Genomic DNA, 13,505 nt, shown 5'->3' with positions numbered 1-13,505 from the left:
AAGGTTACTTGGATTGCCGCTCCAGCGCCACCTGGTAGAGGAGATTCTTGCGCGCCCCGGTGATCTCCGCCGCCAACGCCGCCGCACGCTTGACTGGCAGCTCGGCCAGCAGCAGATCCAGCACCCGCAGGGCTTCGGCAGAGACCGCCTCGTCCCCCTCGGGTGCCTGCCAGCCAGCCACCAGCAGGACGCACTCACCACGCTGCTGATTGGCATCGGCGCGCACCCATTCACACAGCTCGCCCGCCGGCAGCCCCTTGAGCGTCTCGAACGTCTTGGTCAGTTCGCGGGCCAGCACGACCTGCCGCTCGGCGCCCAGCGTGTCGCGCAGTGCTTCCAGACTTTCCAGCAGACGATGCGGCGCCTCATAAAAGATGAGCGTGCGCGGCTCCTCGCGCAGCGCCTCCAGGCGCGCCCGCCGACCGGCGGCCTTGGCAGGAAGGAAGCCCTCGAAGATGAAGCGGTCGGATGGCAACCCGGCCGCGGACAGGGCCGTGATCAGCGCACTGGGTCCGGGCACCGGCACCACGCGAACCCCTGCCGCGCGCGCCTGGCGCACCAGATGGAAGCCCGGATCCGAGATCAGCGGTGTTCCGGCGTCCGAGATCAATGCCACGTCATCCCCGGCCAGCAGGCGACTCAGGAAACGCCCCCCCTGCTCGCGCTCGTTGTGTTCATGGCAGGCCTGCAGTGGCGTCGTGATCCCGAAGTGCTGCAACAGGCGCTGGGAATGACGCGTATCCTCGGCGGCGATCAGGGCCACATCGCCCAGGACGCGCAGCGCCCGCGCACTGATGTCGTCGAGATTGCCAATGGGCGTGGCTACCACATACAGCACGCCAGCGGACGTCGGGTCGGCCACGGAACACCTCCAGCCTGAAAAAACGCACAGTGTACTCGGTTTGCCAATTCCACATCGCGAACCCCGCAAGCCTTGAGTACAATCCAGGGTCCCTTTTGCCAGCGCATCGGAAACCGACCCATGATCTCTCGCCTGCGTCTGCTCTCGGTCTTGTGCCTGCTCGGCCTGCTGGCCGCCTGCTCCGGTACGCCAAAGCCGCCTGCCGGCGACCTGCCCAAGACGCCGCAAGCCAGTGTCGACCAACTGCTGCTCAAGGCTGCGCAAAGCTCGCCCAAGGAAGCCGCCCAACTGCGCCTGGCCGCCGCGGACAAATCCTATGCCTTGGGCAATCCCCTACGCGCCGCCCATATCATTCAGCAGGTGCCGCTCGATCAGCTGGGGCGTACCGAGCAGGCGCTGGCCAGCATTCTCAATGCCGAACTCTCGCTCTATCGCCAGCGCCCCCAGGCGGCCTGGCAGTTCCTCCAGCATCCGAGCCTTGAGCAGATCGGCCGCTTGCCGAACGACTTGCAGATTCGCGCCCACATGGCCAGGGCGCGCGCGCTGGAGGAGGACAACCAACTGCTGGACGCCACCCGCGAGCGGGTTTTCGCCGCCCCCCTGCTCACGGGCCAGCCCGCCGAGGAAAACCACGAGGCGATCTGGTCCCTGGTGGCGCGCCTCAACGGCACGCAGCTGACCACCCCCAGCGAGGGCGATCTGGCCGGCTGGCTGACCCTGGGCATTGCCGTGCGAGACGCGCTGACGGTGGAAATGCAGCAGGCCGGCATCGACCGCTGGCTGAGCGCCAACCCGCAGCACCCCGCCGCGCTGAACCTGCCCGAGCCGCTGCGCAAGCTCAAGGAGCTGCCCGCCGAACCGCTGCGCAAGATTGCCCTGCTGCTGCCCATGCAGGGCCAACTGGCGAATGTGTCACGCGCCCTGCGCGACGGCTTCATGTCCGCCTATTACCACGCCCAGCAGACCGGCCAGAACCCGCCCGAGGTGATTCTGTTCGACTCCACCGAGATCGTCTCGCTGGACAACTTCTACACCCTGGCGAAGGCGCAAGGCATCCAACTGGTGGTCGGCCCCCTGGAGAAGAACCTGGTCAAGGACCTGGGCCAACTGCCGCAGCTGCCGATCATGACCCTGGCGCTCAACTACGACGACAGCAACGAATCCGGTCCCGCCCAGCTCTTCCAGTTCGGCCTGGCCGCCGAAGACGAGGCGCTGTCCGCCGCCCGGCGCGCCTGGCAGGACGGCATGCGTCGCGCCGTGGCACTGGTGCCGCGCGGCGAGTGGGGCGATCGCGTACTGGCGGCCTTCAACCGCGGCTGGCAACAACAGGGCGGCACACTGCTGGCCGCCAAGCGCATCGACCAACCGGTGCAACTGGCCCAGCAGATCGCCGACCTGTTCCAGTTGCGGCAAAGTGAGGCACGCGCCCAACGCCTGAAGGAAGTGCTGGGCGTCGAGTTTGCGGCGGAACCGGCGCGACGCGCCGACGTCGACTTCATCTTCCTGGCCGCGACACCGCTGCAGGCCCAGCAGATTCGCCCGACCCTGACCTTCCAGTACGCTGGCGACGTGCCCGTGTATGCGACTTCCCATCTGTATACCGGCAGCCGCGACGGCACCCAGCTGCAAGACCTGAACGGCATCCGCTTCAGCGAAACCCCCTGGCTCCTCGACGAGCACAATCCGCTGCGCGAGCAGGTCGCCCGCCAATGGCCGCAGGCCAGCGGCAGCCTCGGCCGGCTCTACGCCATGGGTATCGACGCCTATCTGCTGGCGCCGCGCCTTTCGCAGCTCAAGGCACTGCCGGAGACCCGCATTCACGGCCAGACCGGCACACTCAGCCTGACCGAGCAGCAGCGCATCGAGCGCGAACTCCCCTGGGCCCAGATCCAGAATGGCCGGATCCGCCGCCTGCCGGATTACGTCTACTGATGCAGGGCGGCACCGCTGGACAGCGCGGCCGCGAGGCCGAGGCGCTGGCCTGCCGCTACCTGCTCCAGCAGGGGCTGCGCCTGCTCAGCCAGAACTGGCGGTGCCGGCGCGGCGAGCTCGATCTGGTCATGCTCGACGGCGATACAGTAGTATTCGTCGAAGTCCGCTACCGCCGACACCGCGCATGGGGTGGCGCGATTGAAAGCATCGACTGGCGCAAGCGCCAACGGCTTGTCATCGCCGCACAACTGTTCCTGCAGCGCGAACAGCGCTGGGCGAACAACCCTTGCCGTTTCGACGTGGTCGCCCTGGGCCACGATCAAGCGACCCAACCCCCGGACTGGATCCGCAACGCGTTCGACTCCTGATAAAGCCGCCATTCAAAGGTCAACACTCGATGGACATGCAATCCCGTATCCGCCAGCACTTCCAGGCCAGCATCGAAACCAAGCAGCGTGCCATGGAAGTGCTGATCCCCTACATCGAGCAGGCCAGTCAGGCGATGGTCCGGGCCCTGCTCAACGAGGGCAAGATCCTCTCCTGCGGCAACGGCGGTTCGGCTGGCGATGCCCAGCACTTCTCCTCGGAACTGCTCAACCGCTTCGAGCGCGAGCGCCCGAGCCTCCCCGCCGTGGCGCTGACCACCGACAGCTCGACCATCACGTCGATTGCCAACGACTACAGTTACAACGAAGTCTTCTCCAAGCAGATTCGCGCCCTCGGACAGCCGGGCGACGTGCTGCTGGCCATCTCCACCAGCGGCAATTCGGCCAACGTGATCCAGGCCATCCAGGCCGCCCATGATCGGGAGATGACCGTGGTCGCCCTGACCGGCCGCGACGGGGGTGGCATGGCCTCGCTGCTGCTGCCCGAAGACGTGGAGATTCGCGTGCCCGCCAAGGTCACCGCCCGTATCCAGGAGGTCCACCTGCTGGTGATCCACTGCCTGTGCGACCAGATCGACACCCAACTGTTCGGGAGTGAAGAATGACGCGCAATCCGCTGATCCTCGTTTTCCTGACCCTGGCGCTGGTACTGACCGGGTGCGGCAACCGCAGTATCGGCAACAAGATTGACGATCAATTCCTCGAACCCAAGGTTCTCTCGCGTATCCAGGACGCCAACCCGGACCTGGCGGCGCCTACTTCGCGCGTGGTGGTGACCGCCTACAACGGCGTGATCCTGCTCGCTGGGCAGACCCCGCGCGCGGAGTTGCGCGACCAGGCCGAGCAGGCCGCCCGCCTGGTGGTGGGTGTCAAGAAGGTGCACAACGAGCTGCAGATCCAGCAGCCGGCGTCGGCGTTGGCACGCAGCAACGACTCGCTGCTGACCACGCGTATCAAGAGCAGCATGCTGGTAACCAGCGGCGTACCCAGCAGCCACATCAAGGTGGTCACCGAAAATGGCATCGTCTACCTGATGGGCATTGTCACTCGCGCCCAGGCCAACCAGGCAACCGCCGTTGCCCAGAACGTCTCGGGCGTCCAGCGCATCGTCAGGCTATTCCAGTACACCGACTGAACGTACTGACAACAAGGGCGCCTCTGGCGCCCTTGTGCATTTCCATGGACAGCGGTCACTTGACCACTTTCAGGCTGGGCCGACCACCCGGGCGCGGCGTTTCCGGCGGTGGCAGATCATCCTCATCTTCCGCTGCCTCTACGTCGGGAGCCTCCAGCTCGAACACCATGCCTTGTCCGTTCTCGCGGGCATAGATGGCGAGCACCGAGGCAATCGGCAGGTAGATGCCATGGGCGACACCACCGAAGCGGCTCTCGAAACTGATGCCCTCGTTGTCCATGTGCAGCTGGCGCACCGCACCGGGCGACACATTGAGCACAATCTGCCCATCCTGGGCATAGCCGGCAGGCACACGAACCTGAGGATATTCGGCGTCCACCAGCAGGTGCGGCGTGCAATCGTTGTCCACGATCCACTCGTAGAGGGCACGCAGCAGGTAGGGGCGACTGGATTTCATGCGACGGCTCCTGTCTGGGTCAGCGCATCTCGCGCTCTTGGTTGGAAAGACTGGCCTGGAACGCCGGGCGCGCAAAGGCCCGCTCCATATAGTCAAGCAGGGGCTTGGCGGTGCGCGGCAGCTCCACGCCCAGCAGCGGCAGACGCCACAGCACTGGCAGCAGGCAGCAGTCCGCCAGGGTTGGCTCGTCGCTCAGGAAGAACGGCTTGCCGGCGAACACCGGAGCGATGCTTGTCAGGCTGTCGTGCAACGCCTGGCGTGCCTGCTCCCTAGCCTCGTCGCTTCGTGACGGGTCGAGAATCGCATCGACCTTGGCACACCAGTCGCGCTGGATACGGTGCATCAGCAGGCGGACATTGGCGCGCGCCAGCGGATAGCTGGGCAACAGCGCGGGGTGAGGATAGCGCTCCTCAAGATACTCGAGCAGGACGCCCGGCTCGAACAGCGCCAGATCGCGGTCCACCAGTGCCGGCACCTCTCCGTAGGGATTGGCCTCCAGCAGCTCGGCAGGACATTGGCCAGCAGGAACGTCGATGATGTGAGCGGTAACGCTCTTCTCAGCCAGCACCAGGCGAACCCGGTGGCTGTAATGATTGGCGGGATCGGAAAAGCAGGCCAGACGATTGGCGGCCATGGCGTCCCTCCTGAAAACGGAAGTCGATAAACGGAAAAAAGCGCGCGCGCCATGGGGCGCGCGCGCTTTCGGTCAGATCAGCGAGTGATCAGTGGACGTCCTTCCAGTACTCACGCTTGAGCAGGTAGGCCACCACGAAGAAGAACGCCAGGAACAGCAGCACGTAGGTGCCGATGCGCTGGCTCTCCAGCTTGACCGGGTTGGCCGAGTAGGCCAGGAAGGTCACCAGGTTCTTGACGGTCTCGTCGAACTCGGCCTCGGTCTGCTTGGCAGTGCCCGGGACGATGGTCAGCTGATCGCACGCCTCTTCGGTGACCGGGGTGCCGGTCAGCGGATCGAAGACCTTCTTGCCATTCTCGACCACTTGCACCTGCTTGCAGCCAATCACCTGGCGACCCTGCAGGTCGGACAGCACGTTGGGCATGCCCACGTTCGGGAAGACCACGTTGTTGGCACCCAGCGGACGCTTCGGATCTTCGTAGAAAGTGCGCAGGTAGGTATACAGCCAATCGGTGCCGCGTACGCGCGCCACGAGGGTCAGGTCCGGCGGTGCGGCACCGAACCAGACCTTGGCGTCGGACGGCTGCATGCCGATCTTCATGTGGTCGCCGATCTTGGCATCGGAGAAGACGATGTTTTCCATCATGACTTCTTCCGGAATGCCCAGGTCGTTGGCCACCCGCTCATAGCGCTGGAACTTGGCGCCATGGCAGCCCATGCAGTAGTTGGCGAAGGTTTTCAGACCATCCTGCAGCGCCGCCTTGTCGGTCAGGTCGATATCCACCTTGTCCAGCGGAACCTCCGGCCCTGCCGCCATGGCGGTCAGCGGCAGAACGGAAAACATCAGTGCAGCGAAGAGCTTTTTCATCAGCCAGTCACCCTTTCCGGAACGGGTTTGGTCTTCTCCATGCGCGTGTAGAACGGCATCAGGAGGAAGTAGGCGAAATACAGCACGGTGCAGATCCGCGCCAGCAGGGTGCGGCCATCGGTCGGCGCCAGTACACCCAGCACGCCCAGGATCACGAAGCTGATGCAGAAAACCACCAGCCAGATCTTGCTCAGCCAGCCCTTGTAGCGCATGGACTTGACCGGGCTGCGGTCCAGCCACGGCAGCACGAACAGCACGGCGATGGCGGCGCCCATGGCGACCACGCCCAGCAGCTTGTCCGGCACGGCGCGCAGGATGGCGTAGAAGGGGGTGAAGTACCAGACCGGAGCGATGTGCGCAGGCGTCTTCAGCGGGTTGGCTTCTTCGAAGTTGGGCTTCTCCAGGAAGTAGCCGCCCATTTCCGGGAAGAAGAACACCACGGCGCAGAACACGAACAGGAAGACCACCACGCCGACGATGTCCTTGACGGTGTAGTAGGGGTGGAACGGGATGCCGTCCAGCGGAACGCCATTCTCGTCCTTGGTCTTCTTGATGTCGACGCCATCCGGGTTGTTGGAGCCCACTTCGTGCAGCGCGAGGATGTGCAGCACAACCAGACCCAGCAGGACGATCGGCAGCGCGATCACGTGCAGTGCGAAGAAGCGGTTCAGGGTGATGCCGGAGATCAGGTAGTCACCACGGATCCACTCGGTCAGGTCGGCACCGATCACCGGGATGGCACCGAACAGCGAGATGATCACCTGGGCGCCCCAGTAGGACATCTGGCCCCAGGGCAGCAGGTAGCCCATGAAGGCTTCGGCCATCAGCGCCAGGTAGATCAGCATGCCGAAGATCCACACCAGCTCACGCGGCTTCTGGTAGGAACCGTAAAGCAGGCCGCGGAACATGTGCAGGTACACCACCACGAAGAACGCGGAAGCGCCGGTGGAGTGCAGGTAGCGCAGGATCCAGCCGTACTCCACGTCGCGCATGATGTACTCGACGGATGCGAAGGCCTCTTCGGCGCTGGGGGTGAAGCTCATGGTCAGCCAGATGCCGGTCAGCAGTTGGTTTACCAGGACCAGCAGCGCCAGGGAGCCGAAGAAGTAGAAGAAGTTGAAGTTCTTCGGGGCGTAGTACTTAGACAGATGGTCTTCCCACATCTTGGTCGCGGGGAAGCGGGCATCGACCCATTCCATGAATTTGCTCATCAGGCGTTCTCCTGGTCCACACCGATGACGATGACGTCATCCGACTCATACGAATGCGGCGGCACCGGCAGGTTCAAGGGAGCGGGCTGCGCCTTGTAGACGCGACCGGCCAGGTCATACTTGGAACCGTGGCACGGGCAGAAATAGCCGCCCATCCAGTCGGCGCCCAGGTCGGCCGGAGCCACTTCGGGACGGAAGGAGGGTGCGCAACCCAGGTGAGTGCACAGACCGACCACCACCAGAATTTCCGGCTTGATGGCGCGGTGCTTCGGATCCACATAAGCCGGCTGCTCGGAAGCCTGCGAAGCCGGGTCGGCCACGGTGCCTTCCAGACCAGTCAGGTTCTTCAGCGTTTCTTCGGTGCGACGCAGGATGAATACGGGCTGGCCACGCCATTCGGCGACCATCTGCTGGCCCGGTTCGATCTTGCTGATATTCACCTTCACCGGTGCACCTGCGGCCTTGGCCTTGGCGCTCGGGAACCACGATCCCACGAACGGGACCGCTGCCCCCACCGCTCCAGCCGCACCCACCACGGAGGTGGCTGCGACCAGGAAGCGACGCCGGCCAGCATTCACGCCGTCATTGCTCATTCAGTCGTCTCCCATCAGCTTTGCGACCCGGTTGAGCCCGGGTCTTGAAGTAAATTTTCAAGGACGAGCCCGAAAAATTTGCTGAATGTTAAAGAAAAGCCCCCCTGCTGGCAAGGTAACAGCCTGGGCAAAACCCTTGAGCCACGCGGCTTCCCGGGCTGTGGCACGTTGTCGCACGAGTGTTTTTGCCGCATAAAAAAACGCCCGATCCATAAGGACCGGGCGTCTTCTGAAGCGGTAACCGAAGTTAGCGCTTGGAGTACTGCGGACGCTTGCGCGCCTTGCGCAGACCGACCTTCTTACGCTCGACTTCGCGGGCGTCGCGAGTCACGTAACCGGCCTTGCGCAGCGAGCTGCGCAGGGTTTCGTCGTAGGAGATCAGCGCACGGGTGATACCGTGGCGAATGGCGCCAGCCTGGCCACTCACACCGCCACCCAGAACGGTGACGTACACGTCGAACTTCTCGGTGTTTTCGGTCAGCTCCAGCGGCTGGCGAACCACCATGCGAGCGGTTTCACGACCGAAGAAGTTTTCCAGGGTGCGGTTGTTGATGGTGATCTTGCCAGTACCCGGACGCAGGAAGACGCGAGCGGTAGCAGTCTTGCGACGGCCAGTGCCGTAATTTTGAGTCGCCGACATAATGAGCTATTCCCGTTAAAACTTCAGTTCTTGAGGCTGCTGAGCGGCGTGCGGGTGCACGGAACCCTTGTACACCTTCAGCTTGCGATACATGTCGCGACCCAGCGGGTTCTTGGGCAGCATGCCCTTGACCGCGGTCTCGATCACACGCTCGGGAGCCTTGGCGATCAGCTTCTCGAAATTGATTTCCTTGATGCCGCCCGGGAAGCCGGAGTGCGAGTAGTACTTCTTGTCGGTGGCCTTGGCGCCGGTGACACGTACCTGCTCGGCATTGATCACGACGATGTAGTCGCCGGTATCAACGTGCGGGGTGTATTCCGGCTTGTGCTTGCCACGCAGACGGCTCGCGATTTCAGTGGCCAGACGACCCAGGGTCTGACCGGCAGCGTCGACGACGTACCAGTCGCGCTTTACGGTTTCCGGTTTAGCAGAAAAAGTTTTCATTCGTTATAAGCCTCAGGGGCCGCCCTGAAAATAAGACGGCGAATCTTACTGAATAGTACGTACCCTGGCAAGGCCAGGGCCGGGCCGCGGCAGACGCTATCGGGGGCTCGGGTCTTCGCGTCCGCATTGGCAGAACAAGGAATCGCGCGGCGGGCTAGGCATCCCCACCTATTTCCCGAGGAGCTAGGCGGTCCCCGCGGGAAAGTCGCGGGATTATGCCCAAGCCTCGGAAAATTGCAACTAGCGCATCCCAGAAACGCGCCGCGAGGCCAACCTGTCGGCCAGGCGCGTGGGCTCCGGCAGCCGGTAGCGCGTCACGTAGCGCAGCACCAGATCGGGCGCGCTGCACAGGCTTACCCGATGCCCAGGCGAGACGACCAACGGTCGCACGCCATCCTTGCTGCGCAGCAGCCAGCCCACCTGCTCTTCACCGTCGAGCAGCTGACTCCGTTCGCCCCGCTTCTCCCCCAGCGGTCCGGCGGCGCCAACCAGCAGCGTCTTGGCCACGCCGATGCTCGGCAGGTCCGCCACTATTCCCAGGTGAGCCGCAATGCCCAGCCGTCGTGGATGCGCAATACCCTGCCCGTCGATAAACAGCAAATCAGGCCGATGCGGCAGCTCACCCAACGCCTGCAGCAGCGCCGGCAGCTCGCGAAAGGACAGCAACCCCGGGATATACGGCATGCTGGTCGCGCGCCGCACCACCACTTCGGCCAGCACTTCGGCGCTCTCGGCATCCAGCAGCACCGCCACCGCCCGAGTGATGCTGCCCCGCTCCTCGAAGCCGACATCCAGCCCGGCAATCAGGCGCAGCGGCACGGGAAACTCGTCCCGCAGCCGCACCTGCGCCGCGAGCTGTTGCTGCAGTCGGCGCGCCCCGGCGACGGTACCGTCCCAGCCAGGAAAACAATGTGGATCGGCGTCGTAACGAGCAACCATGGCCTGTCTCGCGGATCACAGCGACCGCGCGATGATCTCCTTCATGATTTCGTTGGTCCCCGCATAGATGCGCTGCACACGGGCATCCGCCCAGGCGCGCGCCACCGGGTATTCCCACATGTAACCGTAGCCGCCATGCAGCTGCACGCATTCGTCCAGCACGCGGCACTGCAGCTCGGTCGACCAGTACTTGAGCATCGCCGCCGTCGGCACATCCAACTTGCCCTGCAGATGCAGTTCCAGACAGCGGTCGGTGAACACCCGACCCACCTGGATCTCCGCCGCCATTTCCGCCAACTTGAAGCGGGTGTTCTGGAAGTCTGCCACCGCCTTGCCGAACGCCTTGCGTTCGCGGGTGTAGTCGAGGGTCCAGCGCAACGCTGCCTCGGCCGAGGCCAGCGCGCCGACGCCGACCGTCAGGCGCTCCTGCGGCAACTCCTGCATCAGGTAGGCGAAGCCCATGCCCGGCTGACCCAGCAGGTTCTCCTTCGGCACCCGCACGTCCTGGAAGAACAGCTCCGAAGTGTCCTGAGCCTTCATGCCGACTTTTTCCAGGCGCCGACCGCGACTGAAGCCCGGCGTGCCGCTTTCCACCAGGAACAGGCTGGTGCCCCGTGCGCCAGCCTGTGGATCGGTCTTGGCCACCACGACCACCAGATCAGCCAGCCAGCCGTTGGTGATGAAGGTCTTGGAGCCATTCAGCACATACTCATCACCGTCCAGCACCGCGCTGGTGCGCACGCCCTGCAGGTCGGAACCGGCGCCCGGCTCAGTCATGGCGATGGCGCTGACCAGCTCTCCGCTCACCATGCGCGGCAGGTAACGCTGCTTCTGTTCCTCCGAGCCGTAATGCAGCAGGTATGGAGCCACGATGTCCGAATGCAGGGAGAAGCCGATGCCACTCAGGCCGAGCAGGGCAACCTCCTCGATCACCACGGCGCTGTAGAGGAAGTCAGCACTCATGCCGCCATAGGCTTCCGGGATATGCGAACACAGCAGACCCGCCTCGCCGGCCTTGCTCCACAGGGCGCGATCCACATGTCCATCCTTCTCCCATTGCGCATGGAAGGGGACGGCGTGTTGCTCGAGGAACTTCCGAACGCTGGCACGGAAGAGTTCGTGGTCAGCACTGAACAGGGTTCTTGGAATCATTGTTATCACCTGATAGCCGTTGCGATGGATGTCCAGACTCTAGGTCAGCCGCGCCCGGCTTCAAACTGGACAGTTGCGCCAAAAAACCCGACGATCCAGCCACCCATTGGCTAATTCACCTTAATAACAACAATGAGCATGCCAACTCTCCCCCTCAGCCGGGTCAGCATCCTGGCCTGCGAAGGCGTCCTGGCTTCCACCCTGATGCAAGCCTGCGACCTGTTCCACATGGCCAGCCTGCGCCTGGGCAAGCGCCAGGGCCTGGGCACCACCCCGGCGTTCCAGACACGCCTGGTCAGCGCCGACGGTCAGCCGGTACGCAGCTTCAGCGGCGTGCGCCTGCCTGTCGACGGCGGCCTCGAGGCTGCGGACATTCTGGTCCTGCCCGCCTTCTGGGGCGATTTCGATGCGCTTCGTCAGCGCCACCCCCAGGTGCTCGAGTGGCTGCAGGCCAGCCACGCCGCCGGCAGCACGCTGTGCGGCGAAGCCAGCGGCGTGTTCTGGATCGCCCAGGCCGGCCTGCTGGACGGCAAGGAGGCCACCACCTACTGGCGCTTCTTCGACGAGTTCACGCGACGCTTTCCGCAGGTGCAGCTCAACCGCGACAAACACCTGACCGACGCCGACCGCCTGTACTGCACCACCAGCAGCACCTCGGCCTGCGACCTGTATCTGCACCTGATCGAGCGTTTCTGCGGCCTGGACATTGCCCAGACCGTCGCCCGCGACGTGCTGCACGAGGTGCAGCGCAGCTATACGCCGGGGCGCATCGGCTTCGGCGGCCAGAAGCTGCACCGCGACATGGCCATCCTGCAGATCCAGCACTGGCTGGAGGAGCATTACACCGAGAAATTCCGCCTCGAGGACGTCGCCAGTCGCCACGGCATGAGCATCCGCAACTTCATGCGGCGCTTTCAGGCCGCCACCGGCGACAAGCCCCTGCACTACCTGCAGCGACTGCGCATCGAAACCGCCAAGAGCCTGCTCAGCGCCTCGCGCAAGAGCATCAAGACCATCAGTTACGAAGTGGGTTACGACGACGCCAGTTTCTTCGCCCGACTGTTTCGCCAGCACACAGGCCTGTCACCAAACCAGTATCGTCAGCACGCCGCGCCCAAGGAACCGCAGGCGAGCGCGACCCGGCCCGCCCCGCACAGAACATAGGATGGGGCGGCCGGCCTCGGCCACCTGTCTATGCTGGCGACCCATCACAACAATAAACAAGGGTTCAATCGCCATGCGCATCCTGTTCGTCCTGCTCGCCCTGTTCAGTCTCGGCGCACAGGCCAACCCCGACTGGAAAGCCTTCCCCCACGACCAAAGCGCCTTCGACTACAGCGGCGACAAGCTGCGCCAGGCGTGGCCGCGCCTCACCCTGGGCTTCGGCGATTACCCGTTCCCCGACGCCGCCTGGGTTCGCCGCATGGCGGAGGAAAATCCCGAAGCGCTGCAACGCACTACGGCCGAAACGGGCTTCTCCGGCGCGCCCGGAGACGCGGAGGTGTACGCAGCCGAGCTGCAGGAGGTCTGGCGTCTGCTGTTCCGTGGCGATTTCGCCGAAGCCAAGGCGCGTGGCATGGCCCTGGGGATTGGCGGCCAGGTGCCGGCCATGTATGCCCAGGTGATCTACGCCATGTTCCTGGCCGACAGCCAGGAAGAGAAGCACCGCCTGCTCGAGGAAGTGATCGAATACAACGAACAGGCCGGGGAGCTGATCCGCGCCGACTCGGTGGCCATGTTCGGCGGCGTGTATGCCAAGGCTCGCCTGGGCGAGGAACTGTCCGTGCCGGTGGTGCTCAAGCGCGGCTACACCTCGCAGATCCCGGATCAGCTGGATGAACTGCTCAAGCAGCACCCCAAGCATCCCTACGCCCTGGCCCTGTATGGCGGCTATCACGCTGGCGTGATCCGCAAGGTGGGCAAGCTGGTCGGCCGCATGACCTACGGCGCCAGCCCCGACAAGATGGAGCACTACTTCCAGCGCTCCTTCCAGCAGGCCGACAGCCTGCCCATCGGCCACTACGAGTACGCCAACGCGCTGAACTACGTGTACGGGAAGAAGGAACGGGCCAAGGCGTTGGAGCACCTGCAACGGGCCGTCAGCCTGCCGCCGGCGAACGCCATGGAGGCCCTGGAAGTCGCCCATGCCCGCAAGCTGCTGAACGCCGAGCAGATCGCCGGCCAATAGCACCTGCGGCCAGAACGAACAGGCCCGCCAGATGGCGGGCCTGTTCGTTCATGCAGCCTGGACT

General features: G+C 64.3%; 16 protein-coding genes. 6 read left to right on the top strand and 10 right to left on the bottom strand.

The genetic code is table 11. The features are described 5' to 3' along the window. Positions 1-4: 4 nt before the first annotated feature. The gene (gene rsmI / locus AS93_RS0111460; RefSeq protein WP_162172924.1) at positions 5-862 is read right to left on the bottom strand and encodes a 16S rRNA (cytidine(1402)-2'-O)-methyltransferase; all 858 of its coding nucleotides are present in this window, start codon (positions 860-862) and stop codon (positions 5-7) included. 120 nt (positions 863-982) lie between these two features. Here rsmI and AS93_RS0111455 point away from each other — a divergent pair, with 120 nt between their 5' ends. Genes AS93_RS0111455 through AS93_RS0111440 form a run of 4 tightly spaced genes read left to right on the top strand, consistent with a single transcriptional unit; the run spans position 983 to position 4,315 of the window. Continuing rightward, positions 983-2,794 (top strand): penicillin-binding protein activator, encoded by a 1,812-nt coding sequence (locus AS93_RS0111455; protein ID WP_027590739.1) that lies wholly within the window; start codon positions 983-985, stop codon positions 2,792-2,794. Continuing rightward, positions 2,794-3,162 (top strand): YraN family protein, encoded by a 369-nt coding sequence (locus AS93_RS0111450; RefSeq protein WP_027590738.1) that lies wholly within the window; start codon positions 2,794-2,796, stop codon positions 3,160-3,162. The genes AS93_RS0111455 and AS93_RS0111450 overlap by 1 nt, the downstream gene beginning before the upstream one ends. Before the next feature lie 29 nt (positions 3,163-3,191). Next, positions 3,192-3,785, top strand: a complete 594-nt coding sequence (locus AS93_RS0111445; protein WP_027590737.1) for a phosphoheptose isomerase — start codon at positions 3,192-3,194, stop codon at positions 3,783-3,785. After that, a complete protein-coding gene (locus AS93_RS0111440; protein ID WP_027590736.1) occupies positions 3,782-4,315 on the top strand; it encodes a BON domain-containing protein in 534 nt (177 codons plus the stop codon). The genes AS93_RS0111445 and AS93_RS0111440 overlap by 4 nt, the downstream gene beginning before the upstream one ends. 55 nt (positions 4,316-4,370) lie before the next feature. Here the strand turns inward: AS93_RS0111440 and AS93_RS0111435 are convergent, their stop codons facing one another. The 9 genes from AS93_RS0111435 to AS93_RS0111395 all read right to left on the bottom strand — a co-directional run bounded on the left by AS93_RS0111435 (position 4,371) and on the right by AS93_RS0111395 (position 11,262). After that, positions 4,371-4,772, bottom strand: coding sequence for a ClpXP protease specificity-enhancing factor (locus AS93_RS0111435; protein WP_027590735.1), 402 nt, complete (start codon positions 4,770-4,772; stop codon positions 4,371-4,373). Between the two features lie 19 nt (positions 4,773-4,791). Next, the gene (locus tag AS93_RS0111430) at positions 4,792-5,406 is read right to left on the bottom strand and encodes a glutathione S-transferase N-terminal domain-containing protein (protein ID WP_027590734.1); all 615 of its coding nucleotides are present in this window, start codon (positions 5,404-5,406) and stop codon (positions 4,792-4,794) included. Between the two features lie 88 nt (positions 5,407-5,494). Continuing rightward, positions 5,495-6,274 (bottom strand): cytochrome c1, encoded by a 780-nt coding sequence (locus AS93_RS0111425; protein WP_027590733.1) that lies wholly within the window; start codon positions 6,272-6,274, stop codon positions 5,495-5,497. Then, positions 6,274-7,485 carry a cytochrome bc complex cytochrome b subunit gene (locus tag AS93_RS0111420; RefSeq protein WP_027590732.1) on the bottom strand — a complete coding sequence of 404 codons (1,212 nt, stop codon included), beginning with the start codon at positions 7,483-7,485 and terminating at the stop codon, positions 6,274-6,276. The genes AS93_RS0111425 and AS93_RS0111420 overlap by 1 nt, the downstream gene beginning before the upstream one ends. Next, a complete protein-coding gene (petA, locus tag AS93_RS0111415; protein WP_027590731.1) occupies positions 7,485-8,078 on the bottom strand; it encodes a ubiquinol-cytochrome c reductase iron-sulfur subunit in 594 nt (197 codons plus the stop codon). Before petA ends, AS93_RS0111420 begins: the two co-directional genes overlap by 1 nt. Positions 8,079-8,325: 247 nt before the next feature. Continuing rightward, a complete protein-coding gene (gene rpsI / locus AS93_RS0111410) occupies positions 8,326-8,718 on the bottom strand; it encodes a 30S ribosomal protein S9 (RefSeq protein ID WP_027590730.1) in 393 nt (130 codons plus the stop codon). 15 nt (positions 8,719-8,733) lie between these two features. Further along, entirely contained in the window at positions 8,734-9,162 is a 429-nt protein-coding gene (gene rplM, locus AS93_RS0111405) for a 50S ribosomal protein L13 (protein WP_027590729.1), read from the bottom strand. Positions 9,163-9,402: 240 nt separating this feature from the next. After that, positions 9,403-10,101, bottom strand: a complete 699-nt coding sequence (gene nfi / locus AS93_RS0111400; RefSeq protein WP_027590728.1) for a deoxyribonuclease V — start codon at positions 10,099-10,101, stop codon at positions 9,403-9,405. A 15-nt stretch (positions 10,102-10,116) separates the two neighbouring features. Next, the gene (locus AS93_RS0111395; RefSeq protein ID WP_177324723.1) at positions 10,117-11,262 is read right to left on the bottom strand and encodes an acyl-CoA dehydrogenase family protein; all 1,146 of its coding nucleotides are present in this window, start codon (positions 11,260-11,262) and stop codon (positions 10,117-10,119) included. A 219-nt stretch (positions 11,263-11,481) separates the two neighbouring features. Here AS93_RS0111395 and AS93_RS19255 point away from each other — a divergent pair, with 219 nt between their 5' ends. Both AS93_RS19255 and AS93_RS0111385 read left to right on the top strand, forming a co-directional pair. After that, positions 11,482-12,417: a GlxA family transcriptional regulator gene (locus AS93_RS19255; protein WP_162172926.1), complete on the top strand. Its 936-nt coding sequence runs from the start codon at positions 11,482-11,484 to the stop codon at positions 12,415-12,417. Between the two features lie 73 nt (positions 12,418-12,490). Further along, positions 12,491-13,441, top strand: a complete 951-nt coding sequence (locus tag AS93_RS0111385) for a hypothetical protein (protein ID WP_027590726.1) — start codon at positions 12,491-12,493, stop codon at positions 13,439-13,441. Positions 13,442-13,505 lie beyond the last annotated feature (64 nt).

It is taken from the genome of Pseudomonas sp. RL (assembly GCF_000647775.1).
Lineage (GTDB): Bacteria > Pseudomonadota > Gammaproteobacteria > Pseudomonadales > Pseudomonadaceae > Serpens > Serpens flexibilis.
Note: the sequence above shows the minus strand (reverse complement) of the source record. Positions and strands in the feature narration are given on the sequence as shown.

Excerpts from the sequence above, each read along its gene's own strand:
- rpsI (WP_027590730.1), bottom strand. The coding sequence starts at position 8,718 with ATGTCGGCGACTCAAAATTACGGCACTGGCCGTCGCAAGACTGCTACC.
- AS93_RS0111435 (WP_027590735.1), bottom strand. The coding sequence starts at position 4,772 with ATGAAATCCAGTCGCCCCTACCTGCTGCGTGCCCTCTACGAGTGGATC.
- AS93_RS0111430 (WP_027590734.1), bottom strand. The coding sequence starts at position 5,406 with ATGGCCGCCAATCGTCTGGCCTGCTTTTCCGATCCCGCCAATCATTAC.
- AS93_RS0111450 (WP_027590738.1), top strand. The coding sequence starts at position 2,794 with ATGCAGGGCGGCACCGCTGGACAGCGCGGCCGCGAGGCCGAGGCGCTG.
- rplM (WP_027590729.1), bottom strand. The coding sequence starts at position 9,162 with ATGAAAACTTTTTCTGCTAAACCGGAAACCGTAAAGCGCGACTGGTAC.
- nfi (WP_027590728.1), bottom strand. The coding sequence starts at position 10,101 with ATGGTTGCTCGTTACGACGCCGATCCACATTGTTTTCCTGGCTGGGAC.
- AS93_RS0111420 (WP_027590732.1), bottom strand. The coding sequence starts at position 7,485 with ATGAGCAAATTCATGGAATGGGTCGATGCCCGCTTCCCCGCGACCAAG.
- AS93_RS0111425 (WP_027590733.1), bottom strand. The coding sequence starts at position 6,274 with ATGAAAAAGCTCTTCGCTGCACTGATGTTTTCCGTTCTGCCGCTGACC.
- petA (WP_027590731.1), bottom strand. The coding sequence starts at position 8,078 with ATGAGCAATGACGGCGTGAATGCTGGCCGGCGTCGCTTCCTGGTCGCA.
- AS93_RS19255 (WP_162172926.1), top strand. The coding sequence starts at position 11,482 with ATGGCCAGCCTGCGCCTGGGCAAGCGCCAGGGCCTGGGCACCACCCCG.
- AS93_RS0111445 (WP_027590737.1), top strand. The coding sequence starts at position 3,192 with ATGGACATGCAATCCCGTATCCGCCAGCACTTCCAGGCCAGCATCGAA.
- AS93_RS0111385 (WP_027590726.1), top strand. The coding sequence starts at position 12,491 with ATGCGCATCCTGTTCGTCCTGCTCGCCCTGTTCAGTCTCGGCGCACAG.
- AS93_RS0111440 (WP_027590736.1), top strand. The coding sequence starts at position 3,782 with ATGACGCGCAATCCGCTGATCCTCGTTTTCCTGACCCTGGCGCTGGTA.
- AS93_RS0111455 (WP_027590739.1), top strand. The coding sequence starts at position 983 with ATGATCTCTCGCCTGCGTCTGCTCTCGGTCTTGTGCCTGCTCGGCCTG.